This is a genomic window from Furfurilactobacillus siliginis, assembly GCF_001437435.1.
Classification (GTDB): domain Bacteria; phylum Bacillota; class Bacilli; order Lactobacillales; family Lactobacillaceae; genus Furfurilactobacillus; species Furfurilactobacillus siliginis.
Window position 1 is genome coordinate 21,622 of sequence record NZ_JQCB01000004.1, and the last position, 24,228, is coordinate 45,849.

The 24,228-nt window shown below is 44.4% G+C and carries 21 protein-coding genes; 5 read left to right on the forward strand and 16 right to left on the reverse strand.

Annotated features, from left to right (window positions below; all coding sequences use genetic code 11):
• Positions 1–13: 13 nt before the first annotated feature.
• The 3 genes from IV55_RS03750 to IV55_RS03760 form a co-directional block, all read right to left on the reverse strand.
• Positions 14–1,036: an ABC transporter permease gene (locus tag IV55_RS03750; protein WP_057809520.1), complete on the reverse strand. Its 1,023-nt coding sequence runs from the start codon at positions 1,034–1,036 to the stop codon at positions 14–16.
• Positions 1,036–1,965: an oligopeptide ABC transporter permease gene (gene opp3b, locus IV55_RS03755; RefSeq protein WP_057809522.1), complete on the reverse strand. Its 930-nt coding sequence runs from the start codon at positions 1,963–1,965 to the stop codon at positions 1,036–1,038. Before opp3b ends, IV55_RS03750 begins: the two co-directional genes overlap by 1 nt.
• 169 nt (positions 1,966–2,134) lie before the next feature.
• Positions 2,135–3,778: a peptide ABC transporter substrate-binding protein gene (locus IV55_RS03760; protein ID WP_057809524.1), complete on the reverse strand. Its 1,644-nt coding sequence runs from the start codon at positions 3,776–3,778 to the stop codon at positions 2,135–2,137.
• A gap of 788 nt (positions 3,779–4,566) precedes the next feature.
• On the opposite strand from IV55_RS03760, the gene hflX reads away from it, so the two are divergent.
• A complete protein-coding gene (gene hflX, locus IV55_RS03765) occupies positions 4,567–5,850 on the forward strand; it encodes a GTPase HflX (RefSeq protein WP_057809526.1) in 1,284 nt (427 codons plus the stop codon).
• Between the two features lie 188 nt (positions 5,851–6,038).
• On the opposite strand, the gene IV55_RS03770 is transcribed toward hflX, so the two are convergent.
• The 13 genes from IV55_RS03770 to IV55_RS03830 all read right to left on the reverse strand — a co-directional run bounded on the left by IV55_RS03770 (position 6,039) and on the right by IV55_RS03830 (position 18,261).
• On the reverse strand, positions 6,039–7,814 hold the full coding sequence (locus IV55_RS03770; protein WP_057809528.1) for an oligopeptide ABC transporter substrate-binding protein: 1,776 nt from the start codon (positions 7,812–7,814) through the stop codon (positions 6,039–6,041).
• A 154-nt stretch (positions 7,815–7,968) separates the two neighbouring features.
• Positions 7,969–8,922, reverse strand: coding sequence for an ABC transporter permease (locus IV55_RS03775; RefSeq protein ID WP_057809530.1), 954 nt, complete (start codon positions 8,920–8,922; stop codon positions 7,969–7,971).
• A gap of 12 nt (positions 8,923–8,934) precedes the next feature.
• On the reverse strand, positions 8,935–9,894 hold the full coding sequence (locus tag IV55_RS03780) for an ABC transporter permease (RefSeq protein ID WP_057809531.1): 960 nt from the start codon (positions 9,892–9,894) through the stop codon (positions 8,935–8,937).
• 2 nt (positions 9,895–9,896) lie between these two features.
• Positions 9,897–10,859, reverse strand: coding sequence for an ABC transporter ATP-binding protein (locus IV55_RS03785; RefSeq protein ID WP_057809533.1), 963 nt, complete (start codon positions 10,857–10,859; stop codon positions 9,897–9,899).
• Positions 10,856–11,869 carry an ABC transporter ATP-binding protein gene (locus IV55_RS03790; protein WP_057809535.1) on the reverse strand — a complete coding sequence of 338 codons (1,014 nt, stop codon included), beginning with the start codon at positions 11,867–11,869 and terminating at the stop codon, positions 10,856–10,858. The genes IV55_RS03785 and IV55_RS03790 overlap by 4 nt, the downstream gene beginning before the upstream one ends.
• An 880-nt stretch (positions 11,870–12,749) precedes the next feature.
• A complete protein-coding gene (locus IV55_RS03795; RefSeq protein WP_057809537.1) occupies positions 12,750–13,403 on the reverse strand; it encodes an amino acid ABC transporter permease in 654 nt (217 codons plus the stop codon).
• A 16-nt stretch (positions 13,404–13,419) separates the two neighbouring features.
• Positions 13,420–14,058, reverse strand: coding sequence for an amino acid ABC transporter permease (locus tag IV55_RS03800; protein WP_057809539.1), 639 nt, complete (start codon positions 14,056–14,058; stop codon positions 13,420–13,422).
• Positions 14,058–14,888: a glutamate ABC transporter substrate-binding protein gene (locus IV55_RS03805; protein ID WP_057809541.1), complete on the reverse strand. Its 831-nt coding sequence runs from the start codon at positions 14,886–14,888 to the stop codon at positions 14,058–14,060. Before IV55_RS03805 ends, IV55_RS03800 begins: the two co-directional genes overlap by 1 nt.
• Positions 14,889–14,904: 16 nt before the next feature.
• A complete protein-coding gene (locus tag IV55_RS03810; RefSeq protein ID WP_057809542.1) occupies positions 14,905–15,642 on the reverse strand; it encodes an amino acid ABC transporter ATP-binding protein in 738 nt (245 codons plus the stop codon).
• Positions 15,643–15,802: 160 nt separating this feature from the next.
• Positions 15,803–16,633 carry a DUF6681 family protein gene (locus tag IV55_RS03815; RefSeq protein ID WP_057809544.1) on the reverse strand — a complete coding sequence of 277 codons (831 nt, stop codon included), beginning with the start codon at positions 16,631–16,633 and terminating at the stop codon, positions 15,803–15,805.
• Between the two features lie 17 nt (positions 16,634–16,650).
• Complete coding sequence (locus tag IV55_RS03820; protein ID WP_057809546.1) at positions 16,651–17,058, reverse strand: hypothetical protein; 408 nt, start codon at positions 17,056–17,058, stop codon at positions 16,651–16,653.
• Between the two features lie 123 nt (positions 17,059–17,181).
• On the reverse strand, positions 17,182–17,619 hold the full coding sequence (locus IV55_RS03825; RefSeq protein ID WP_057809548.1) for a Fur family transcriptional regulator: 438 nt from the start codon (positions 17,617–17,619) through the stop codon (positions 17,182–17,184).
• Positions 17,620–17,697: 78 nt separating this feature from the next.
• Positions 17,698–18,261, reverse strand: a complete 564-nt coding sequence (locus tag IV55_RS03830) for a nucleoside/nucleotide kinase family protein (RefSeq protein WP_057809549.1) — start codon at positions 18,259–18,261, stop codon at positions 17,698–17,700.
• Between the two features lie 378 nt (positions 18,262–18,639).
• Between IV55_RS03830 and IV55_RS03835 the strand changes: the two genes are divergently transcribed.
• The 4 genes from IV55_RS03835 (at position 18,640) to IV55_RS03850 (ending at position 23,822) form a co-directional block, all read left to right on the forward strand.
• A complete protein-coding gene (locus IV55_RS03835; protein ID WP_057809551.1) occupies positions 18,640–20,037 on the forward strand; it encodes an APC family permease in 1,398 nt (465 codons plus the stop codon).
• Between the two features lie 209 nt (positions 20,038–20,246).
• Positions 20,247–20,999 (forward strand): WxL domain-containing protein, encoded by a 753-nt coding sequence (locus tag IV55_RS03840; RefSeq protein WP_057809553.1) that lies wholly within the window; start codon positions 20,247–20,249, stop codon positions 20,997–20,999.
• A gap of 274 nt (positions 21,000–21,273) precedes the next feature.
• Positions 21,274–22,296 carry a WxLIP family cell surface protein gene (locus IV55_RS03845; protein WP_057809555.1) on the forward strand — a complete coding sequence of 341 codons (1,023 nt, stop codon included), beginning with the start codon at positions 21,274–21,276 and terminating at the stop codon, positions 22,294–22,296.
• Positions 22,297–22,316: 20 nt separating this feature from the next.
• Positions 22,317–23,822, forward strand: coding sequence for a WxL domain-containing protein (locus IV55_RS03850; protein ID WP_057809557.1), 1,506 nt, complete (start codon positions 22,317–22,319; stop codon positions 23,820–23,822).
• Positions 23,823–24,228 lie beyond the last annotated feature (406 nt).

The window sequence follows — 24,228 nt, forward strand, 5'->3', positions numbered from 1 at the left end:
GATTAAACTTCACCTACTCTCTTGAACGTGGGTCAAAGGCATCCCGTAAGCCGTCAGCAAACAGGTTGAAACAAATCAGAATAATCATCAGCACAATGGCTGGGTACCACATCTGGAACGGCAAGAACTGGAAGTTCTTTTGTCCATCAGAAATTAACGTCCCCAGTGAAGCTGTTGGTGGTTGAATCCCAATTCCGATATAAGATAGGAACGCTTCAAAGAAGATCACACTTGGAATCGTAAACATCGTCTGAATGATGATCACGGAACTCATATTTGGAATCAAATGTTTCCAGGCAATCTTCCAGGAACTTTCACCTAACGTCCGTGCTGACAAGATATACTCCTGACTCTTTAAGGTCAGCGCTTCAGCACGAATCAGCCGTGCCATCGTTGTCCAGCCTGAAATGGCAATGGCTAAGGAAATCGATAGTAGCGATCCCTTCATCACAACCAATAACAGAATCATGTACACCAAGTTAGGAACGGAGGACAAGATTTCAATGATCCGTTGCATGATCATATCCGTCCGACCGCCCCGCCACCCTGACGTGAGCCCATATCCGACCCCGATGGTCAAATCCATCAAGGTGGCAATCAAGGCAACCATCAAGGAAACGCGTGTCCCGGCAATAATCCGTGATAATAAATCACGGCCAAGATAGTCGGTCCCTAAAATCCAGTATTTATTGGCAGGAACATGTTGCTGTTCGTAAGCATCAACACGTCCGCCATCGACGCTTTTAGTCCCGTCTAAACCGGGAATGTGCACACCGGGAATCTTTGGTGGCAAATTCGTGTAGGCTGGTTGCGCGTTATTTGGTTGGTGTGGTGAAATCACTGGCCCAGCCAAGGAAATGGCGAAGATGGCTACCAAAATCCACATCGAAATCAACGCAATCTTGTTTTTCTTTAACCGCCGCCATGCATCCTGCGTAAACGTTAAGGAAGGCGCGGCAATCTTTTCGTTGTCCAAGTGTTCTTCTTGGCCCAACGGTTGAAAGGCATCGTTTGGAACATTCACATTTTCAGCCATTAGCTTTGCCCTCCTTGTAAACGAATCCGTGGGTCAACGATTCCGTACACGATGTCCGTAATTAGCAGCACAATCACTAATAAGACAGAGTACATCATCGTAATTCCCATGATGGTTGGGTAATCGTTGGTCGTAATAGACTTAACGAATTGTTCCCCAATCCCAGGAACCGCAAAAATATTTTCAACAACCAGCGACCCAGTCATTAAGTTAACAGTCAGTGGTCCAATCAACGTAATCAGTGGAATCAGTGAGTTCCGCAGGGCATGGTGATAAACCACCCCAGTCTGCGTTAATCCCTTAGCCTTCGCTAATTCAATGTAGTCTGAGCTCATGACATCGACCATTTCGGTTCGGATGAACCGCGCCGTAGTCGCAAATGGTGAGCCCGCCAGCGCAATCGTCGGTAGAATCGTGTAGGCGAAGTTCCCCCAACCGGCAACTGGAAAAGCACCGGCCTTCAAACCAAGGTAGTACTGTAACAAAATGGCCAATACGAAACTTGGAATCGAAATCATCAGGATGGAAATGATGGTCATCGTTCCATCAACCCATGTGTTACGACGAATGGCAGCAATCCCACCAACGATAATTCCCAGTAACACACCGACGATCATCGCCTGAACCCCCAATTGGAACGATGCAGGCATCCGGGTAGCTAATAGGTAGGAAACAGGTTGGTTATCAAATTGGAATGATAAACCGAAGTTCCCTTGAACCATGCCGCCCAGATAAATCAGATATTGTTGCCACACTGGCTTATCTAAGCCATACGTGTGATAAATCATTTGAATTTGTGCATGCGAGAGTTTTGACTCATTACTCAACGGTGTCCCTGGTAGCAACTTCATCATGAAAAAGGTGATTGTCGCAATCAAAAATAACGTTAAGAGGAGGTAAAACAGACGCTTTAGCAGATATTTTGCCATAAACTTACTTCCTCACAATCTGAACCTGACAGTATAATTGCTGGATTTTCAACAAATGAGAGTTTGCTGAAAATCATTAACATTTATCTTAAAGCAAAACGTGGGGAGAAACCAGTTTCGATTGGCTTTTCCTCACGTTTCCTGTTAATCAAAATTGGTGCTTAATCAACTACTTAACTTCAACGTTCTTGTAGTTAAAGTTAACCCCAGCTGAGTTGTAGATAACACCCTTCACGTAGCTCTTTTGAAGCATTGGACCGGAACCTGAAGCAGTTCCCCAGTACATTGGGATAACGCCAACTTCTTTGGTCAAGGTCTTTTCTGCATCAACTAAGTCGTTGTAACGAGCTTGTTTGTCGTTAGCGTCTTTGTCAGCAGAGTTCTTGATGTCAGTGTCGTATTGTTCATTTGCCCACTTACCGTTGTTTTGGCTGTTGTCAGCTGTAAACAATGATGAGTATGTGTAAGGGTCGTTGTAATCAGCACCCCATAGCGTGATAACGGCATCGAAGTCACCATTTGAAGACTTCGTTAAACGGTTCTTAAATGGTACGTTTTGAAGTGAAACCTTCACGCCAGGTAACTTTTCAAATTGTGATTGTAAGAATTCAGCGTTCTGCTTTGCAGTTGATGTATCGTCAGCCAGCAACGTGAAGTTCAAGTCAGAAATACCGGCTTCCTTTTCACCTTCCTTAAGTAGGGCTTTGGCCTTGCTCAAGTTGTGATCAGTTACGTCAGGTACTTGTGAATCCTTCGCAAAGTCAGCACCTGTTTGTGGATTCTTTGATAACTTGCTTGGAATCAAACCAGTGGCAGCCTTTGAACCATCCTGCAGCACGTTGTTGACCAATTGTTTACGGTCAAGTGACATGGATAGCGCTTGACGAATCTTTTGATTCTTAAATGCTGGTACCTTTGCTTCATTTAATTCCAAGTAGGCAGAAGTAGAGCCTTGGTAGTAAACATAATTCTTGTTATTCTTGTAGTTAGCTACTTGTGAACCTTGTAGCTGTGTCCGGTCAACCTTACCAGAGTTAAAGAGGTTTAACGCAGTGTTGCTTTCCTTAACCACTTGCCAGTTAATGGTGTTGGTCTTAACGGCCTGCTTGTCCCAGTAACTTGAGTTCTTAACCCATTTCCACTTTGTGTTAGTTCCAGTCCAGTCTTCAACCTTAAATGGTCCGTTGTAGACTTGCTTGTCAGCCTTCATCCCATATTGTGAACCGTACTTTTCAACAACCTTTTGGTCTTGTGGGAAGAAGATTGGGAAACCAAGTAACAACTTAAAGTATGGAATTGGTTTTTCTAAAGTAACGTCTAACTTGTAATCGCCGTCCGCTTTAACACCTAATGATTTAACGTCAGCCTTCTTGTTTTGAATGGCAGTGGCATTCTTCACGCCTTCAAACAGGTAAGCATATTGTGACGCTGTCTTAGGATCATTGGTCCGTTGCCATGAATAAACGAAATCTTTGGCAGTAACCTTGTCTCCATTTGACCACTTAGTGTTTTTCCGCAAATCAAACGTCCAGTGCAAACCATCTTTAGAAACGGTGGTCTTAGTAGCCAAGGCGTTTTCAGGCTTAGAGTTTTTACCGATCCGGTAAATCCCTTCCTGCGTGTTCGATAAAGCAGTTAAAGATGAGTTATCCGTCACCTTTGAGGTGTCCAATCCAGGCATTTCTGCTGAAGTGGTTAAGTTCAGTGTTCCTTTATGTGAGGAAGCACCGTTACTACCATTACCACACGCTGTCAGTGTCACAGCGGCAATAGCTGCAACAGCACCGAGTGCTAAAACTCTACGCAGTTTCATATCGCCAACTCCTTTGATTAGTTACTCTGGTAACTAGTGTCTTGACCTTCCGCAAACAAGAACTTTAAATTCCGAAAAGCTTGTTTAATATATTAAATGAGAATTTAGTGAATGTCAAACAAGTTCTTCCCATTTATTACTAATCTCGTCAGCCAATTTAGTTTAGCCAACCCAAGGCGATTATATCAAGGCTTTGCTTTGTTGTCACACGATATGTAAGCGATTCCTAATCTTGCAAAATTCCATTAGCATTTTGTTATTTTTGTAAATTTGCGGGGATTTGATTAGAAATTTCATTTAATCAGCATTATTGCGATTACAATGCTGTGTCCACCAACGCCAAGCCATTAGCAAGTTCGCATTCGCTCACCGTCGGCCAGCTGTGACGCCTTACCGCTTCGGTCTTTGCGAATTTCTTCGCAGCCCTCCGCTCTCGGCGCGACAGCTGGCCTCCATTGCTAATGACTTGGCGTTGGTGGAGTGCTGTCTGCCCTCTGGACAGACAGCACAAGTGCCAGTTACCGATTAAGTAAGCAAACCAGAAACCGAACCTGCTTCAAATTCACTATATTCAAGTTAACAACCAAATACAGCATTAGTTCAGTATCACTAAGGTTAAACTGATCTGACGACAATTTTAGTTTAGTCCGTAAGTTTACTTGGGTACTAACGGTAAGCCACGCTGTGAATCGCGCCCGCGAGCGTAACTAGCTGTTACCCTAGTTTGAGGGAGACACTAAGCACTATGCTATACTTGTCGCAAAGCAGTTTTCATTTAGAAATGAGGGATGAACGTGGCTGAAACCGCAATTGCACCAAAAGAAGTTATTATTGCTGGCTTGAATACCGGTGATCATAGTTTTGAATATTCAATGACTGAGTTAGCCAACTTAGTCGCGGCCAACAACATGGTCGTTAAGGAAGAGATTCGTCAAAGTTTAGAACGTCCACATCCAGGGACTTACTTTGGTAAAGGAAAAGTTGCCGAATTGTCTGAAATTGTTGCCAGTGAAAATCTCACAACCATCGTCACTAACGATGAACTGACTTCTTCACAAATTCGCAACATCGAAACCATCACTAAAGCAACTGTCTTGGATCGCACCGCCTTGATCTTAGATATCTTTGCTAACCGCGCCCAAACGCGTGAGGCCAAGTTACAGGTGCAAATCGCCCAGTTACAGTACCAGCTCCCCCGTCTGCACACCAGTGTTAACCAACGCCTGGATCAACAAACCGGTGCCGGTGGCGGGAGCTTTACTAACCGTGGCGCCGGTGAAAGTCAGTTGGAAATGGATCGCCGGACCATCAAGAACCACATTAAACACTTGCAAGAAGAACTTGCTGACATTACTAAAGCAAGTGAGACGCAACGTGTGCAGCGCGAAAAAAACGGCTTGCCAACCGTTGCCTTGGTCGGTTACACCAACGCTGGTAAATCGACGACCATGAATGGTTTGGTTCGTAAATATGGTTCCAGCGACGAAAAACAAGTATTTGAAAAGAACATGTTGTTCGCCACTTTAGATACCAGTGTTCGGCAAATTACCTTGCCTGATCAAAAGCAATTTTTACTCTCCGATACGGTTGGGTTCGTCAGCAAGTTGCCGCATAACTTAGTCAAAGCATTCCAGTCAACCTTAGCCGAAGCCGCTAATGCTGATTTGCTGATTCAAGTGGTTGATTATGCCGATGACAATAGTGATGCCATGATGGCAACCACTAATGAAACGTTGGCTTCCATCGGAGTTGCTGACATCCCCATGATCGTCGCTTTCAACAAAGCTGACATGACCGACGCTAAGTACCCTGTTCGTGAAGGCAAGCAGCTCGTTTATTCGGCCCGCGATGATACCTCACTTGAAGAACTCATCACGATGATTCGCGAGGAAGTCTTCCAAAACTATCAAACGGTTACGCTATTAATTCCGTTTGATAAAGGAAACATCTTGAACTTTCTGAACGAAAAGGCACATATCCTGTCAACAGATTATGTTGCTGAGGGCACTAAAATAACCGTCGAACTGACAGATGAGTCAGCCCAACGGTTTAGCGAATACCGCGTCGATTAATATGATTAAAGAGCGTGAGACAAAAGTCGGGAAGTAGTCTGCACAGCGACTTGACTTTTGACGCACGTTTCCGCTATTGAAAATCAGAAAACAACAATGGACCTGTAGACATAATTAGTTATGTCCCAGGCCCTTTTTGAATACCGCAAACAAAAAAAGAAGCCAAAGTGGCTTCTTTTTGATTCCGATTACTTCGTTGCAGCTGAATTAGATGTAAGTGCAATATCGGCAAAGAATTCTTGGTTTTGTGTAAGACTGGTGTAGTTCTTAACACGCTTGTTAATAGGCATGTAGTCAATTCCTTCATTACGAGGAATATATGCAGCTTGTTCGTTCATGTATTTCTGCCAACCATCAAATTGCTTCTTTTGGTAGCTACTGTTGAATGCCTTAGCAGAATCCATGTTGTTCAAGTATTGGGTGTTCTTGTCAGAAACAAAGTGTCCCATGTTCATCTGAGCGCCCTTACCGTAAGCCTGTGATTGTTCAGGTGCAGTGGCAACTGACCATGCAGCCAAGTACATATCATATTTATCTGAGCTTGGTGCTTGCAGCATTGAATAGAAACTGTTCATTTCCATTGGCTTGCCACTCACGTACTTAACGTTCAAACCAACTTTCTTCCATTGTTGGAGGTAATCATCTTCAGCTGCTTGCAACGTTGAAGAACCTTTCATACAAGCAAACTTGATCGTCAATGGTTTGCCATCAGGTGTTTGACGCCACTTACCGCTCTTCTTGTAACCCGCTTCATCAAGTAACTTGTTAGCCTTCTTGATGTTCAATGGGAAACCCTTTTCCTTGTCATTGTGTAGTTTGCCATAGAACTTTGGTACAAGCGTAGTTGCACGTTCATCTAAGCCATTCCCAAATTTCTTAGAAACTTCATCCTGGTTAATGGCATATGCCATTGCTTGACGTAGCTTAACATTGGCCATCTTCTTGTTCTTATCGCTAACGTTTTCAGCCTTCTTGGTATCGAAGTGCCCAAGGTTAAACCCAAAGTAACCAAATGAACGTGACCGTTCGCCGAGGATCTTGTAGCCAGAGGTCTTCTTGATATCAGGATATTTAGAAGTTGGTAAAGTTCCCAAAGTGAAATCATACTTGTGTGACTTCAAAGCCTGCTCAATGGCAGAATCAGATACGACTTGAACCGACACGTGATCCACCTTAGGCTTGTTGCCCCAGTAATACTTGTTAGGTGAGAATGTGGTTGATTCACCGGCGACGACCTTATCTAGCTTGTAAGGTGCATAGGTCAGTGGATTCTTACGAACTTGCGTAGAGGAAGCTAACTTAGCCATTGGGACATCTTTGATAGCGTGATATGGTTCAGCATATTCTGAGAAGTAGCCTGCTCCAGCATATTCCATCATTGGAGACATTTCCTTGAAGTGAATAACGACTTTCTTACCGTTATCACCATCAGGCAGTTCAATTCCTGAAATTGTCTTCGACTTGCCAGTATGGAACGCGTCCATCCCTTCGATCTGCCCCATTGCATCGGAGTAGTTTTGTGAAGTTGAATCAGGAGCAGCCATAACTTCTTGTGCATACTCAACATCTTTAGCGTTCACTGGTTGACCATCAGACCACTTCAAATTGTCACGTAACGTAATTGTGATCGTCTTCGCACTCTTGTCCAACTTAAAGTTAGCTGGACCACCATTAGTAAACTTGTAGTCTTTAGTGGTGTTAAACAGATCTTGCGTCGATGGTGAGAATACATCACCATCTTCAGCGTTAGACAATAAGTTAGGATCACTGATCCCAGTGAATGGCGTATCGTTAACTTCAGCAATCTTTAGAGTGCCGCCTTTAACTGCTTTCTGTGTGTTGTTATACGCCTTTGGTAGTTTAACCGTCTTATCAGATGAGCTTTGACCGCCGTTAGAACAAGCAGCCAAGGTTAATACTGAAAGGGCAGCCATGCCAGCAAGTGCTAGTTTTGATTTTGACATGAAATTTCCTCCTCAATATGTGTCCCCAAATTATGTGAATATAATTGCAGAATTAATATAACGACTTTGAGTTTAGAACTTACATTAAGAAATGTAAAGAAATAAATGAAAAAAGTTCTCATTATTTTAAATGAGAACTTCTTTTTCCATTACTTTATTTGTCACCAAGCCGTTGTGAGGCATCAGCTGAGCGGCGCAGGGCTTGCCCAACATAACTAACAGCCAGACATAAAACGATGATCTCTAGTGCGGCAAAAAGCCAAGTCCACCAGTATTGGGTGATGTTAGTTGGATCGGTCGCATTGGCAATCAGCGTCCCTAAGGATGGTGTGCCGTTTGGCAACCCAAAGCCTAAGAAGCTAAGTCCCGTTTCAACCCCAAGATTACCAGCGAAGGCCAAGGTCATTTCAACGATGATCAACGAGGAAATATTTGGCATGATTTCCCGGAAGATAATCTTGAAGTTACTCGTTCCTGAGGTCTTAGAGGCGGCTACGTAGTCCTTACGTGATTCTGCCAGTGCCCGTGAACGAATCAAACGAGAAGAGCCCATCCATTGGAACAGACTTAAAATCAACGTCAACGTGATCGCATTGTAATTTTGAATAATTGTGACCAAGACGATGATGAACATCAACGTTGGTAGCATCAGCATAAAATCATAAATCCGTGACATAATCATATCCGTCATGCCACCAAAGTAGCCGGAGATTAACCCGTAGGCAATCCCAAAGGTACCTGAAATCAACGTTAATCCAATTGCGATTCCAATTGAATTACGTGATCCAACAATCAATAATTTCGCCACTGAACGTCCTGATGAATCAGCACCGAGCCAAAAATCAGGTGTGAATGGTTTATTAAAGTAATCCATGATATTAACTGCTTTATAACTACCTGCAGGAATGAAGAATGACGCAATGATTACGAATAAAATGAAGCCCACAACAATAATGGCAGAGGTTAAGGCAATTTTATCCGCCTTAAATTCTTTCCAGATAATTTGCCGTGACGAAGGTGTCGCAGTTGCTTCCGCTTCCTTGCTTAGCCGGGTTAAATCCTCGGCGGAAATTGACGATTTTTTGTTTAAAGGATCATTTTGAGCCATTAGATTTACCCCCTATTCAATCCGGATTCGTGGATCTACAGCAGCCATGATAATGTCAGATAACAATGTTCCCAACATACTCAAAACCCCATACATCAATACAAGTGCAGTAATAACCGTGTAGTCACGATAGTTAATCGCACTCACGAACAATAGTCCCATACCTGGATAAGAGAAGACCGTTTCAGTATAAATTGAGCCGCCTAACAATCCAGTGATGGAATACCCAGCCGTCGCCGTAATTGGCAACAGTGAGTTTCTGAAGACGTGATGTTTAAAGACATCTTTGACAGGTACCCCTTTAGAACGGGCTGTCCGTACATAATCAGAATGGGTAGCATCAATCACTTCTGACCGAAGATATTGCACGATACCCACCAATCCGAATAAGGCCTGCAAAATCCCAGGTAGGATAATGTGTTGTAGCCTTGATATCACTGCTGGAAAACCACTGCCAACGTTAGTACCAATCGATCCAGTTGTTGGGAACCAACCGAGCAAGTAACCAAAGATCCACAGTCCCATAACGAGGATAACGAAAAATGGGATCGCGTAGGTCACATAGGTGTACATCCGAATCGCATGATCACCACGTGAATTTTGGTGACGACCAGCATATAACCCCACTGGCAAACCAATTGCATAGGTCAAAACTGTGGCAAAGACCGCTAACCACAGTGTATTGATCGCCCGTTCGCCAACAATTCTGGTCACAGGTTCTTGGTATTCATAACTCATTCCCAAGTCACCGTGGAATAAATGCACTAACCAGTTCCAATACTGTTGGTACCAAGGATCGTATAAACCGTTGATCTTCATCAAATGATGAATGTGCGCCAAACTCGTATGTGGGTTAATCGATCCGGTAAAGGGATCCCCAGGCATCGCTTTGGCCAACAAGAACACCAAAATACTCAAGACAAAGACTTCAGGAATGATGATTAAGACACGCCGTAAAATTGTTTTCCACATGATTAATCAGCCTCCCGTTGTAGTTTTGCAACTTCATCCGCGGGTAAGGCAACCTTGTGGGTGCTAGTTACATCAAGCAACGGCAATACCTTGCCGTCTTTATCATAGTAGCGTTGTTGATTTTCTTGGAATTCCTTTTCAACAGCTTCCCGCTTTGCACGGGCTTCTTCACGATGAGCGACACTCGTTTCAGGAATGGCTGATAATAACCGTCGTGTATAAATATGCATTGGGTGGTTATAAATATCGTCTCTGGTACCCATTTCGACAATTCTGCCACGGTGCATGATGGCAATGTTGTCACACATGTGCCGGACAACCCCTAAGTCATGTGAAATGAACAAGTAAGAAACATTAAAGTCGCGTTGAATCTTTTTCATAAAGTTCAACACTTGGGCCTGCACTGATAAATCCAAAGCAGATACGGGTTCATCGGCCACAATTAATTTAGGATTCGTTGCAACAGCCCGAGCAACCCCGATCCGCTGCCGCTGACCACCTGAGAATTGATGCGGATACTTATATAATGCGTCGGCGTCTAAACCAACAATATCCAATAATTGCAAAACCCGCAGTTTTTCCTCATCTTTACTCAGCTTGCCAAAATTGCGAAGTGGCTCAGCAATGATATCTTCGATTCGTTTCCGAGGATTCAAACTTGATAATGAATCTTGGAAAATCATCTGAACGTCTTGGTTATAGTCTAGTTTTTGTCGATTAGCAGACTTCGTAATGTCCTTTCCTTTATAAATCACCTGACCATGTGTGGGCTTTTCTAACCCGACAATGCTTTTACCAGTCGTTGATTTACCAGAACCCGATTCGCCAACAAGCCCATACGTTTCCCCGGCTTCGATACTGAGACTAACACCATCAACGGCCAACACTTCATCTGTTACCCGGTTCCAAAAACCAGACCGAATTGGGTAGTGGACTTCTAAGTCGTGCACTTCAATTAAGCTCATGCCTCTACCTCCCCAACTTTAGCATCCTGGAATTCAAAACTTTGGTAACACGTACAACGAACTTGATGGCCTGGTTCGACTTCGTGCATTGATGGATGTTCCTCATGTGCAGCTTCTGGAATCCATGGCACACGTGGCGCAAACTTACAGCCATCAACAGGCATCTTTTGTAACGAAGGCACTGACCCTTGAATGACATACAAGTCATCATTTTCCTTATCACGTTGCGGCATTGACCGCAGCAACGAACGTGTATAAGGATGTTTAGGATTATCAAAAATCTGCTGTGCGGAACCTTGTTCAACGACCTGCCCAGCGTACATGACAGCAACTTGATCAGCCGTTTCAGCAACCACCCCTAAATCATGGGTGATTAAAATGATCCCGGCATGGTTTTCACGTTGAATATCCTTTAACAGGTCAAGGATTTGTGCCTGAATCGTCACATCCAAAGCAGTTGTTGGTTCGTCGGCAATCATTAAATCTGGCTTGCAGGCGATCGCAATGGCAATCACGACCCGTTGCCGCATCCCACCTGATAATTCATGTGGGAATTGCCGAATGACCCGTTCAGGATTAGGAATTCCCACTTGGTTGACGAGTTCTAAGACACGCGCCTTTTTTTCAGCTTCAGTCATCTTAGTGTGATAATCCAAAGATTCTTGAATCTGTTCACCAATTCGTTTTAATGGATTCAACGCTGACAAGGGATCTTGGAAGATCATGCCGATTTTGGCACCACGCACGTCGTTCAATTGATCCTCTGTCAAAGACAATAAGTTTTGACCTTCAAAGTCAATTTCACCGTCAATTTTCGTTTCAGCAGGATCATGCAATCCCATAATCGTTGTGGCAAGTGTACTTTTACCACAGCCGGATTCGCCGACAATGGCCAAAATTTCATCATTGTGAATATCTAAAGAGACGTCAGACACTGCCTTGTAGTAACTACCGTGAATCTTGAAGGCTGTGCTGACGTCTTTAATTGCTAAAAATTCATCTGTTGCCATACTACTCCCTCATTTCCGGGGCCCCTTTTCACGTGCACCAAACCTTGCCCGTTTTGTATGGTGAAAAGTGGTCTTAGTCTCAAACATTAAAAAGTCATTAGACAGAGTATAGCTAATCAAATTCTAATTTTCAAGACTAATTATTAGTTTGTTAATATTACATCAGTTTTTCGTAATTGTTCTATAGTGGCTCAGGTAAATGTCACTGATGCCGATAACACTTGCTAACTCGCTCCGCTCGTCGGCATGACAGCATTACGACTTCCGTTACGTGCTTGCGAATTCTTCGCGCACTTCACTCGCGTCGTGGTGCCGTCATGCCATCGCAAATGTTATCAGTATCAGTGAGTAACGTTCGCGTTGCGAACGTTACGGAATCTTCAGACTAAGCGCTCACAGCCGTCAAAACCGCATCACAATAGGATCTCTAAACCAATTAAATAATATGGCAAATCATTAGAACATCCTCATCATATTTGTTGATCTAAACATTTATGAGAGCATGCTCATATTTTAAACGACATAACTCACTGTACGCAGGTTTTGGTTTTGTTTTTGGTTTTGGTTTTGATCTCGACTTTGGGCTTGATTCTGACTTTGATTCTGGTTCTGGTTTTGTCTGCAAAGCAGACAAAACTCGCCGGGACGACCAACTACTAGCAATGGCCAGACGGTGTCATCCCGAGAGCGTAGGGTGCGAAGAATTCGCAAACCCGAAGCGGTAAGGGATAACACCATCTGGCCGACGAGCGTAGCGAGTTTGCTAGTAGTTGGTCGTCCCGGCGACACTCTCCAGCACCCCACCCATAGCCAAAAACAAAGAAAAAACGTTTGATAACAGCCAAAGCCGTCACCAAACGTTTAGTAGTAAATGAGATTATTAAGCTAATCGCCGATCGATATAGTTTGCCAATACTGACAGCCCATAACAAACGATGAAGTACATTACGGCCAACGCTAAGAACATCGGAATGATGTAGTTTGCATTTTGTCCGTAAATAATCTGTGCATGATACGTTAGATCTGGTAACACAATGATGGTTGCCAATGACGTATCCTTGATCAGTGAGATAAACTGACTGACCAATGCTGGAATCATCTTCTTGTACGCTTGTGGCAAGATAATTTGGAACATTGCCTGCCAATAGGTTAATCCATTGGCACGGGCACCTTCCATTTGACCAGATGGGACCGCTTGAATCCCAGACCGGATAATTTCAGCTAACATGGCTGATTCAAAAATCGTCATGGCTAAGATGGTGGCTGGAATAATCGCTGGTTTGAAACCGAAGTTTGGTAAACCAAAGTACGTGAAGAAAATTATCAGCAGCAATGGTAAGTTACGCACCAAATCAATTAAAAATCCAACAATTGCGGAGAAATATTTGATTTTGGTGTAGCGAATGATTCCCAATACTGAGCCAAGAATGAAACTAAAAATAACAGATAAAACAGACACCTCAACGGTTACCCAAAGTCCTTCAAGTAGGTACCGGAGGTTAATCCATGAATATGCATCAATAAATGACTTCATTAGTTAACTCCCCTTCCTACGCTAAGCGCTTCTCTAGGTAACGCATGTAGTAACTGATTGGCATGGTAATGATCAAGTACATGACACCAACAACCATATAACTGTTAATCGTATCAAATGTTGTTGAAGCAATGTTGTTTGCTTGGTACATCAAATCAAATCCAGCCACGAAAGCTAAAACAGATGAGTTCTTAACTAGGTTAACGAATTGGTTACCAAGCGGTGGAATGACTAATTTGAACGCTTGTGGTAACACCACATAGCGCATTGCCTGCCAAAATGACAATCCGTTTGCACGTGAGCCTTCCATTTGACCAGAGTCCACTGACTGAATCCCTGACCGCACCGTTTCAGCAATAAATGCAGACGTATAGATGGTCAACCCAATCGTACCAGCAGTAAAGCCGTTAACTTTTGTAATGTATAACGGAATTACTAGGTAGAAGAAACTCGTAATAACCAGCAGTGGAATATTCCGAAAAATTTCAATATAGACACGGGCAATTGTCCGCGCTACCTTATTTTCAGTCACTTCCATGATGGCAAACAATGAACCAATTACTAAACTGAAGAATAATGCCAAAACACTTGAAAGCAGTGTCCAACCCAATCCAGTTAGCAGTTCTTGCCAATGATTAGAGATAATATTTGCCATTATCGCTCCAACTCCTTGTAATTAAATCCAGGTACATTCCCAAACCACTTGTGGATTAAGGCATTGTACTCACCATCGGCTTCCATTTCCTTGATGGCCTTGTTAACCGCTTTAACAAAAGGTTCTTGCCCTTTGTTCACAGCGACCCCGTAAGGTTCACGGGTAAAGGTACCGCCGACGACTTTAAACCCAGGATTTTGTACGGCCATCCCATAAAGGATCCCGTTATCTGTGGTCAACGCTTCCCCTTGACCAGCTTTTAATGAAGTCAGCGCTTGCGCATAATCTTGTAATTCCAAGACGCGTGCGTTCGGCGCTACTTTTTTAATATTTTGTACCGAATTTGCACCAACAACCCCTAATACCGTTGTGCCAGGCTTGTTCAAGTCTTTAACACTGTGAATATTAGAATCATTGGGAACTAAAATAGATTGCCCTGCATCAAAGTAGGAGTTAGAAAAATCAACGACTTTTTGCCGTTCTGGCGTAATCGTCATGGTGGCGATAATGGCGTCAATGTTCCCATTCTTCAACAGTGGAATCCGTGATTGTGACGTTACTTGAATGAAGCGTGCCTTACCCTTTTTGCCAAGAATATGCTTCGTGATATGATTTGCCATATCAACGTCAAATCCCTTGATGTTGTTGTCTTGCACGTCCATCAGACCAAATAACTTCGTATCCGCCTTAACACCCCAGTTAATGGTGTTCGCGTCCTTGTCATTTTGTAATACATTTTGTTTTGATAATGATTGGCCACACCCACTCAAACTTAGGAGTAATACCCCAAGTCCAGCAACGAGGGCCGCAACTCTAAATCGCTTCTTCATGCGACTGCCTCCTGCTTTAGTGGTTGATGATCTTGCTCAGGAATTGACGGGCCCGTTCTTCCTTCGGGTGGTCAAAGAATTCTTGGGTTTCATCATCTTCCAAGATTTCACCATCAGCCATGAAGATAACCCGGTTGGCCACTTCACGGGCAAAGCCCATTTCATGGGTAACAACCAGCATGGTCATACTAGAATCGTTGGCAATGGTCTTCATAACACCCAAAACATCATCGATCATTTCTGGATCCAATGCAGATGTGGGTTCGTCAAAGATCAACGCTTTTGGCTGCATCGCTAATGAACGGGCAATGGCAACACGCTGTGCTTGTCCACCAGAAATAGCGGATGGCATGTTGTCAGCCTTGTTAGCTAAACCAACTTGATCCAACAATTCCATTGCTAATTTCTTGTTTTCAGCTTCATTCTTATGCAATACGATCCGTGGTGCCAACATGATATTTTCCAAAACCGTCTTGTTTTCATACAAGTTAAAATGTTGGAATACCATTCCGACATTCTTACGGATCCGGTTCATATCTGTCTTAGGGTTCGCTAAATCCTGCCCGTTAACGATCAATTGTCCGCTTTGAATCCGTTCCAAACCATTGATGGTCCGAGAAAGCGTACTTTTACCTGAACCTGAAGGTCCGATTAAAACAACCGTTTCTCCGGCTTCCATGGTTAAGTTGATGTCTTTTAACGCATGAAAATCGCCGTAATATTTCTGTACATCATGAAATTCAATCATTGACATAGTTGGTTCCTCACCCTCACATAAGTCTTGCCCTGCTCTGCCGTTGCAAACGGTTTCGATTCTCAAGGTCATTTACTAAGTTTAGTCCACATAAAGAGGACGTGTCAAAGCAGAACCTAACTCGACACGCCCTTTTTTTAAAATTACTTTTAAAGTTGACCTAATTATTGGTCTTTACCGGTGCTTTCTCACTAAATGCGACTTCAACCTTAATTGTATATGGGAGTTGACGTTCAATGGCACCTGACCGTCCTGCAGACTTCGCAGTCCCGCCTTGCAGGACCGCTGTCGCCACAAATAATTTAAATTTTGCATTGGCCGTTTTAATATCCGACAAGCCAACTCTGGTGATGCGACCAACTGGCAATGCGGTCATTTGATTCATGCCACCGTACACCACAAAGTGTTCGCTTTCTTCACGTAAATCAAAGAACGGTAGCGGCACCCCATCTCCAATCGCAAAAACTGGTTTGCCCGTTTCTTTGGCCTGTGCTAATACTTCTGCCTCACTTGCACCAGCATAATCCTCGGGCAGTAACTGTGCGTCTTTTAGCTCCGCGGCAATCTGTGCCAAGTTCTTATGTTGCGTCCCAGACACCTCGACCTTTGCCGGAATTACCTGCTTATCATCATACAAACCTGTGGCCGGCGCAAAGTGACTCAAACGATCCCGTTCGCTAAAGCGGTTATCTTGTTCCTTTAAGCGTTCATCCCCTAAAACTTGGGCGATACGTTCAGACGGGTCCAAGACAAACCGTTTTTTCAAAAAGTAAAAATAGAAATTGACTAAGGTGCAGTACATCAAAAATAGAAAGGCAAGCACGATGAGACCGCCACGCACGTAACCACCATTTTGAATAAACCGCCAACCAACATAGAGCAAGTACCAGTCGCCTAAAAAACCAAGTACGGTATAAATGCGGCCCTTCAACTTCGTGTTCACATTAAAGTATCCCAGGAAGTGATTGGCCATGTCGAGCAAACTTAACATATCAGCATTCCTCCCTGTTAATGTGTCGTATTGTCGTTATTTGTTGCTGGCGCTTGTGAAGCACCACCTTCGCTAGCACTGTTAGCGGTGGTCGGTGTTGAAACAGACGAACTTGCTGCAGATGATTGTTTTTCCGCAGGTGCTTGTGATTGTCCGTTTGTCGTCGGTTGCTTGTCCGTTGATGCTTGTGTTGACTGCTCTTTTGTTGATGAAGTATCTGTTTGATTATCGCTATGCGATTGTTCATGATTAGTGGTCGTGTCAGTTGATGACTGATCACTAGTCTTATTAGGTACCGTCCGCGTTACGGGGGCCCCTTCTGATGTATTAGTCACTTTATTCACCACGATATTTGTTGCCGACAGTGCCAAAATAACAGACACAACGGCGACGGGTGTGACAAAAGGTGGAATTCGACGATCCATAATTAACTCCTCACTCACTGATACTTTCGTTGTAACTAGCATGTTTAGTATAAACAAAACCCGCCAACACAACACGTTGACGGGTTTTATTTAGCTGGAACTTAATAAGTTTTGATCTTTTCGTTAAGCTTCAATGGTTGCTGCACAATTTGCGCACAGGCCGTACATTTCAAAACGATGGCCCTCGATCTTAGCACCAGGTAACTGGTCACTGAAATAATCTAACGGACACATTTTTAATTCGGTTACTTGTCCACAGTTACGACAGATGAAGTGATGGTGATGCATGTTTGCAAAATCGCACTGAAACTTAACCCGTGCCTGTTCGCCTTCCACCTGCTGTTCAACGAGACCAAGTTCCTCAAACTCTTTGATATTCCGATAGATGGTCGCGTGACTCATCCCCGGATAAAAATCACGCATATACGCATCGACTTGAGTGACCTCCGTGTAATGGTCAGGTCGCGCACACAAAAAACTAAGCATCGTGCGTCGTTGCTTGGTGATTTTTAAGTGGTTTTGTTGCAACACTGCCACTGCATCATCAACTGTTTTCGTCATCAGGAAGCCTCCCTACATCAAATCGTAATCATTACTGTTAATAAGTGTAACAGATTCATGAATAAATTTATAGCAACACTAATCCGTCGCAATGATCTCACTGACCAAGGCGTCAATTTTAACCTTGGTCGTTTCTAAATCGTCGTTAACGATGACGTGGGCCACATCTTGTAATGCTTTGGGCAAGGTCAAATCGCGTCGATATTCAGGGCTGTCGACGCGCTGTTGCAACATCAAAGTGTCGTCGCCGCGCTTTGTCATCCGGTCAATCAATGCTTCATCCTCACTAACTGTCAAGAAAACGATCACTGCTTCATCGCCTAACTCTTGTGCATATGTGATGGCCCCTTTGGTGTCTAGCACAATGGTAATGTACGGGTTCTTTTCAAAACCTGCATCAAGCCCTTCATGCGAAGAGCCATAGCGATAACCAGAGTATTCAACTTCTTCCAAATAATGATTTTGTTCGAATGAGGCTGCATCTTCAAAATAGTAATCCACGCCGTTCATTTCCCCTTTACGAGGTGGTCGGGTGGTATGGGTGATTACTTTGGGCATGTGATAATAATCCCGTAAGTAATCGCTGACGGTGGTTTTGCCAGTACCGGTCGCACCAGTAATGACAAAGACACGTTTCTTCATGAGAATCCTCCGTTTCATTTCTACCAAGAATTTAGTTTACACCATTCGTGTTCGTTTAAAAACTTTGCCTTGACGCATGTTATTAAAATCGTTATAGTAAATTCCATTAAATGAGAAAATTCTCATCTTCGTAAAGGGGTCGCACATGACACATTCACTAATCAGTTCAAAGAACTTTAACGACGGCGCGTTTAGTCTGTTTGGTTAGTGTTTGCATCAGTTAATGGATGCAAGCACGGTAAACTTCCGGTTTGCATCCATTCGGTTAAGCGCCTATTAAGTGTGTTTACATATGCCGTTTGGATGAAACAATGCAACTTCATCCAAACGGTCTTTTTGTCGGCTTTTTTAACAGTAAAATCAGAATAGGAGTTTCATATGTCACTTTTAGAAAAAATGCGTCGTCGTGAATCACTCGAAAATTATATTGACGCAGATCAACGTTTAGTTAAATCTATGTCAGCACGTGATCTGATTGCCCTCGGAATTGGAGCCGTCATCGGCACTGGGATCTTCATCTTACCTGGTACCGTGGCCGCCACCAAATCTGGTCCTGCCATCATTTTATCCTTCGTCATCGCTGCTGCCGTCTGTGGACTAGCTGCAATGTGTTACGCAGAGTTCTCCTCGGCATTACCAATTGCTGGGTCCGCTTATTCATATGGTAATGTCGTCTACGGTCAATTTATCGGCTGGTTACTTGGCTGGGCGTTAGTACTGGAATATATGCTATCCGTCGCCGCTGTTTCGACTGGATGGGCCGCTTATTTTAATGCATTACTGGCTGGCTTCAACATTCATTTACCACACGCCTTAACTGGCGCATTTGATCCCGCACATGGTACCTATATCAATTTGGTGGCCGTTCTCGTTGTCTTATTTGTCGCTTGGCTACTCAGTCATGGCATGAAAACCTCTACGCACGTGCAAAATCTGATGGTTGTTATCAAAATTGCCATTATTTTGATCTTCGTAGTCGTTGGTTTGTTCTATGTTAAGCCAGCCAACTGGCATCCCTTTTATCCATATAAAGGTGGCGTACTGGCTGGCGCTTCAGCTGTCTTCTTCGCATTCTTGGGCTTCGATGTTGTCGCCGCTTCTGCAGCAGAAGTTAAAAATCCTAAACGCAACATGCCAATCGGAATCATTGGCACATTAATTGTAGCGTCAATTCTTTATGTAGCAGTCTCCATCGTGTTGACTGGAATCGTCTCTTACAAACGCTTAAATGTGGCGGATCCCGTTGCATTTGCCCTACAAGCCGTTGGACAAAACTGGGGGGCAGGATTAGTTTCTCTTGGTGCCCTCGCCGGTATGTTCACGATGATGCTCGCCATGATCTACTCATCTTCACGATTAGTTTATGCCATCGGACGTGATGGGCTTTTGCCTAAATGGCTTGGTAACGTCGATAACAAAAATGGGAATCCCACTGCTAGCTTAACGACCGTTACCATTATCATTGCGGTAATGGGTGGTCTCGTTCCACTGGAGCAACTGACAAACCTAGTTAACATCGGCACGTTGATTGCCTTCACTTTTGTTTCCTTTGGTGTAATTCCACTTCGGCGTCGACAAGATATTGACCACACAACTGGTTTCCGAGTTCCTTGGTACCCGGTACTCCCAATCATCTCCGGGCTCGCCTGCATGGTATTACTATTCCGGCTCCCATTAGAAACCTGGATTGCTTCAATCATCTGGTTCTCACTCGGCCTGCTTATCTACTTCACTTACGGTATTCATCACAGTAAGTTACTAACAGAAACAAACTAAGCACACTTAATAGCAATCAATCCATAAGACGATTTATTGTACAAATATGGATTGGTTGCTATACTTTATTACGGTAGTTAATGCGCTTAACAGTTTACTTTATTTACTATATTTATAAAACAGTATAAATAAATTAATAAAAAGTGCGCTGATTGCCGATTAATCAATGTTTCTACTTCACTAATTTTTATTCAATGGAGGAATAAAAAATGAGCAAGACCACACAATTTCTACTGTCTGCGGCCGTTGTTTTAAGCCTCGGCACCGTTTCAGTAAGCGCAGATCGGACAACTGGTAATCAGCACGGACCTGGAACGGCAACTGACAACATCAGTAGCACAACCACCGTCGGCAAAGGTTTTATTGCTGACGGTACAGACGCTACCAGCGCTGCTGTCGGTCGGTCGACCGCTGAATTTCAAGTTGCACCTGGTGATTTAACGTTAGACGCCGTGCCAAATCTCAAATTTGCTGGAACTAACGTTAGTGACATCATCAAGGACGACACGACCCTTAACTATGTCAGTGGCAGCGTTAACGCCAACGAAAACTACGATGGTAACAGTAAGGCTGCGCTTTCTGTCACCGATTTCACTGGTAGTAGCAATGGCTGGCATGTTTTGGCGTCTCTCGGCCAGTTTAGTAACAGTGCTAAAGGCACTATCACCGATGCCAGCTTAACGTTGGCACCGAACACAACCACCTCTGATTCCGGCCTCAATAAGCCTGGATCGGTGACATTAGCCGCAACTGCCGCTAACGATGCCAACAAGGGTGTCCAAGAAAATAGCGTTTGGCAGGCCAGTGCTGGCAAGGGTCAAGGACAAAATACGACAACTTACAACACTGATGCAACGAAATTACTCGTCAAAAAACAAACCGCTGTTCAACCAGGCACCTATCAAGCAACGCTGTACTGGAGTTTAGTCAATGCACCAACGGCAATGCCAGCAAAAGCATAATCACTGAGGAGGAGTTTGGGACATAAGTCATCTTGTCCCAAACTCGCTTTTTGATTTGTGGGCTTAAATAGTGAAAACGTGCAATTCAGCTCATGACCCTGTGCATTGCACTCTTATTTAAAACGTGGGACAAATCACTGTGCAGAGGACGAACCACCTACCGGATTGAAGACCAATCCGTACGGCAGTTCTAGGTCTTGCTCGCGACTTCCCGACTTTTGGCCCACGCTCCCTTTTTTGAATTCTCGCCATTTATTTTTAAAGGAGTCTTTTCATGCGGCAATCATTTTTTAGACATAGCCTGTGGTTCTTAGCGAGTTTGTTCGGCATTCTTTTGGCAGGTACACAGCTTGTCCTCGCTGCCAACACCCCTGATTCCGGGTCCGGATTCACAGTACAAGCGGTGTTGCCCGACAATCAATTACCCGGGCAAAGTTCTTTTTTCAATGTCCACGTGCAACCCAACACGGCACAAGCCTTAACCGTTCGTGTTATTAATTTGACGAATCATGCGCGCACCTTAACTGTCACGCCGACTGATGCGTGGACTGGTGATAATGGTCAAGTATCGTATAGCCCCAATCGCGCTCGGCAGCCGCGCACGCAGTTACGCTTCACAAAATTGACCACTCCAGGTGTCACCGTTGATCTGGCCGCGCATGAAGGCAAACCCGTTACGTTTACGGCAGCAATTCCGACAAAGCCGTTTGCCGGACAAATTCTCGGTGGTATTTATGTCAGCGATCCCAAAACAACTGCTGGTACCAAAAATGGCAATTTCAAAATAAATAACCATTATGCCATGGCGATTGCTGTCAATTTACAAGAGAAACCAACACTGACCGTAAAACCCGCATTAGCGTTAACACATGTAACTGCCAGTGCCGCACAACAACAACCGACACTTTTGGCCACCATTACCAACAAACAACCCATTTTATTCGGCAAGCTAACGTTAACAGCAACCGTTTTTCCACGCCACTCCCATCGCCAAATCGCCAAAGCAACCAGCCATAATTATGCCGTGGCGCCTGTTAGCATGTTTGATTACCACGTCCCCTTGCATAAACGCTTAGCCCCAGGCCACTACCACATGCACCTGATAGGAAAATCCGGTTCTCACACGTGGCAGCTAGATCGCCCGTTCACGATTTCTAGACAGGCGGCAGCTGAAGTCAATCACGTTAACACACACCACAACTGGACTTGGCTATACATCAGCTTAGGTGCATTGGTCGCAGCCGTTCTTGTCATTGCCGGTTACTTACTTGGCAAGCGTCGTTTCTCAACAAAATAAAGTTAGGACTGTTGTTAAACATGAAAGCAAAGTCACACATCTACACCATTGCCGTTACCCTTTTTTGCTTATTGCTTACGTTTACAATCGGCATTCAAGCAGCCACCGTTCAGCGTGAGCCACCCAGTGAACCACCGTTCCATATTTGGGTCGTGCAATTTACCGGCGGCTTCACACAGCAACCGGTCTCGCAAAACGTTGTCTCTGGCCAGCCCTACACGCTAAACGTCAATACTGTCGGCAGTGTCGGTCAGTTTTTGCCGCGGGTAACGAATACCTGGTGGGCCTCCACCAATGAAAGTGCGACTTGGTCACAGGTATCACCGGTCAGTGGCAATCAAAACCGCTATACAAATACCGTTACCACTGATAAGGTTCAAACAATCTACTATCAAGTACAATCTACCTATGCCAGTTTATTTCAAACCAACATCTACTGGTCCAATCCCATTAAAGTAATGGTATCGCCGCAAGTTGTGCATGCCACCGGCTTTAAACTCGACGCACCTTACGACACACTGCCAAATGGCTCCCGGACAAACATGCTCCCAGTATTAACACCAAGTAACGCAACAGATACCATCAGCTGGTCCATCGACCGAACCGACATTGCGACCATCGATCAAACCGGCGCTTTAGTCGCCAGCGAAGATAGTACCAAATATGGCCCCGTCCAGGTCACCGCAACAACATCTAACGGTCTGACCGCCCATAAAACAATGTACGTCGGTGCCTTGCAAGACAATATTGTCGGTGAAGGGCAAGATGCAACGTTTAGTGCCAATGGCTTTCCAAGTGGTTCAGCTGTCAGTTCCTGGCATCAAATAGCTGCTGACGGTAAGGACACCACCATCAATAACAATGCTCAATTCGCAATTACAAATGGTCAGGATGGCACTAAAAACGGTCAGTTAACAATCAAAAATACCACAATGAGTCAAAATGGTAATCACTATTACGCCACGATTCAGCCTGGTGGTGTCAGTCAAACAACCAATACCAACTCGGCCAGACTAACCATTCTAGAGGGTAACCAGATGACGCTGGAGGCTGTCCCGAACTTTACGTTTACATCGCTCGATGGACAAGCTTTAACCATTGCCCAAATTCGTCATGGAACAACGCTGCACGCTGTTAGTCCAGGTAACGTTCGTAATCAAACGACTTTCGATGGTAACGATAGAAATCTAATTTACATCTATGATCCCAGACCACACAGCACCGGCTGGACGCTAACTGCGGCCTTATCCCCATTCACCAACACGCTGACGCATCAGCAACTAGGTCAAGCCGGCGCAAATCGACTCCGTTTAGTCGATAGTTTAAATCGGCCGCTCACGCAATTGCCTGATAACGGACATAAAACGGTAGTCAAGACGACTGGTGACCCTAATGTGAGCTGGGCCGCCGATTTAACTAACAGTCAGTTGGACATTGCGCCCACCCAACAAGTCACCGGTGGCACATACGCTGCAGGACTTGAATGGACGTTGACTGACGGTCCGACGCCGACTGCAGCAAGGTGAGTGTCCTCCACCGTCAAGCCATTAGCAAGTTCGCTTCGCTCACCGTCGACCAGATGTGACGCCTTACCACTACGGGCTTTGCGAATTTTTCGCAGCCCTTCGTTCTCGGTGTTACATCTGGTCTCTGTTGCTAATGACCTGACGGTGGAGGAGTGTATTGCCCGCTTTGCAGGCAATACACAAACCCAGTGAACGCCGAAGTAAACTCGCCGCCACGGTAACTGTAGCGGCCAACGTTCACTCTAAGTAAAAGTTAACTGCAACATCAAATAACCGCGCCAACAGTCTACGCATAAACTGTTGGCGCGGTTATTTGCTGTTGCGTTTGACTTTTACTTTGGCACTAACGGGTTGTGCCGCTCGCAAAGCGAGCGACACTCTCCGACAAAACAGGGTAACAGTGACG

Coding starts and splice junctions, on each gene's coding strand:
- IV55_RS03780 (WP_057809531.1), bottom strand. CDS start 9,894: ATGTGGAAAACAATTTTACGGCGTGTCTTAATCATCATTCCTGAAGTC.
- hflX (WP_057809526.1), top strand. CDS start 4,567: ATGAACGTGGCTGAAACCGCAATTGCACCAAAAGAAGTTATTATTGCT.
- IV55_RS03815 (WP_057809544.1), bottom strand. CDS start 16,633: ATGTTAAGTTTGCTCGACATGGCCAATCACTTCCTGGGATACTTTAAT.
- IV55_RS03810 (WP_057809542.1), bottom strand. CDS start 15,642: ATGTCAATGATTGAATTTCATGATGTACAGAAATATTACGGCGATTTT.
- IV55_RS03845 (WP_057809555.1), top strand. CDS start 21,274: ATGCGGCAATCATTTTTTAGACATAGCCTGTGGTTCTTAGCGAGTTTG.
- IV55_RS03750 (WP_057809520.1), bottom strand. CDS start 1,036: ATGGCTGAAAATGTGAATGTTCCAAACGATGCCTTTCAACCGTTGGGC.
- IV55_RS03770 (WP_057809528.1), bottom strand. CDS start 7,814: ATGTCAAAATCAAAACTAGCACTTGCTGGCATGGCTGCCCTTTCAGTA.
- IV55_RS03800 (WP_057809539.1), bottom strand. CDS start 14,058: ATGGCAAATATTATCTCTAATCATTGGCAAGAACTGCTAACTGGATTG.
- IV55_RS03840 (WP_057809553.1), top strand. CDS start 20,247: ATGAGCAAGACCACACAATTTCTACTGTCTGCGGCCGTTGTTTTAAGC.
- IV55_RS03830 (WP_057809549.1), bottom strand. CDS start 18,261: ATGAAGAAACGTGTCTTTGTCATTACTGGTGCGACCGGTACTGGCAAA.
- opp3b (WP_057809522.1), bottom strand. CDS start 1,965: ATGGCAAAATATCTGCTAAAGCGTCTGTTTTACCTCCTCTTAACGTTA.
- IV55_RS03850 (WP_057809557.1), top strand. CDS start 22,317: ATGAAAGCAAAGTCACACATCTACACCATTGCCGTTACCCTTTTTTGC.
- IV55_RS03760 (WP_057809524.1), bottom strand. CDS start 3,778: ATGAAACTGCGTAGAGTTTTAGCACTCGGTGCTGTTGCAGCTATTGCC.
- IV55_RS03795 (WP_057809537.1), bottom strand. CDS start 13,403: ATGAAGTCATTTATTGATGCATATTCATGGATTAACCTCCGGTACCTA.
- IV55_RS03820 (WP_057809546.1), bottom strand. CDS start 17,058: ATGGATCGTCGAATTCCACCTTTTGTCACACCCGTCGCCGTTGTGTCT.
- IV55_RS03835 (WP_057809551.1), top strand. CDS start 18,640: ATGTCACTTTTAGAAAAAATGCGTCGTCGTGAATCACTCGAAAATTAT.
- IV55_RS03805 (WP_057809541.1), bottom strand. CDS start 14,888: ATGAAGAAGCGATTTAGAGTTGCGGCCCTCGTTGCTGGACTTGGGGTA.
- IV55_RS03825 (WP_057809548.1), bottom strand. CDS start 17,619: ATGACGAAAACAGTTGATGATGCAGTGGCAGTGTTGCAACAAAACCAC.
- IV55_RS03785 (WP_057809533.1), bottom strand. CDS start 10,859: ATGAGCTTAATTGAAGTGCACGACTTAGAAGTCCACTACCCAATTCGG.
- IV55_RS03775 (WP_057809530.1), bottom strand. CDS start 8,922: ATGGCTCAAAATGATCCTTTAAACAAAAAATCGTCAATTTCCGCCGAG.
- IV55_RS03790 (WP_057809535.1), bottom strand. CDS start 11,869: ATGGCAACAGATGAATTTTTAGCAATTAAAGACGTCAGCACAGCCTTC.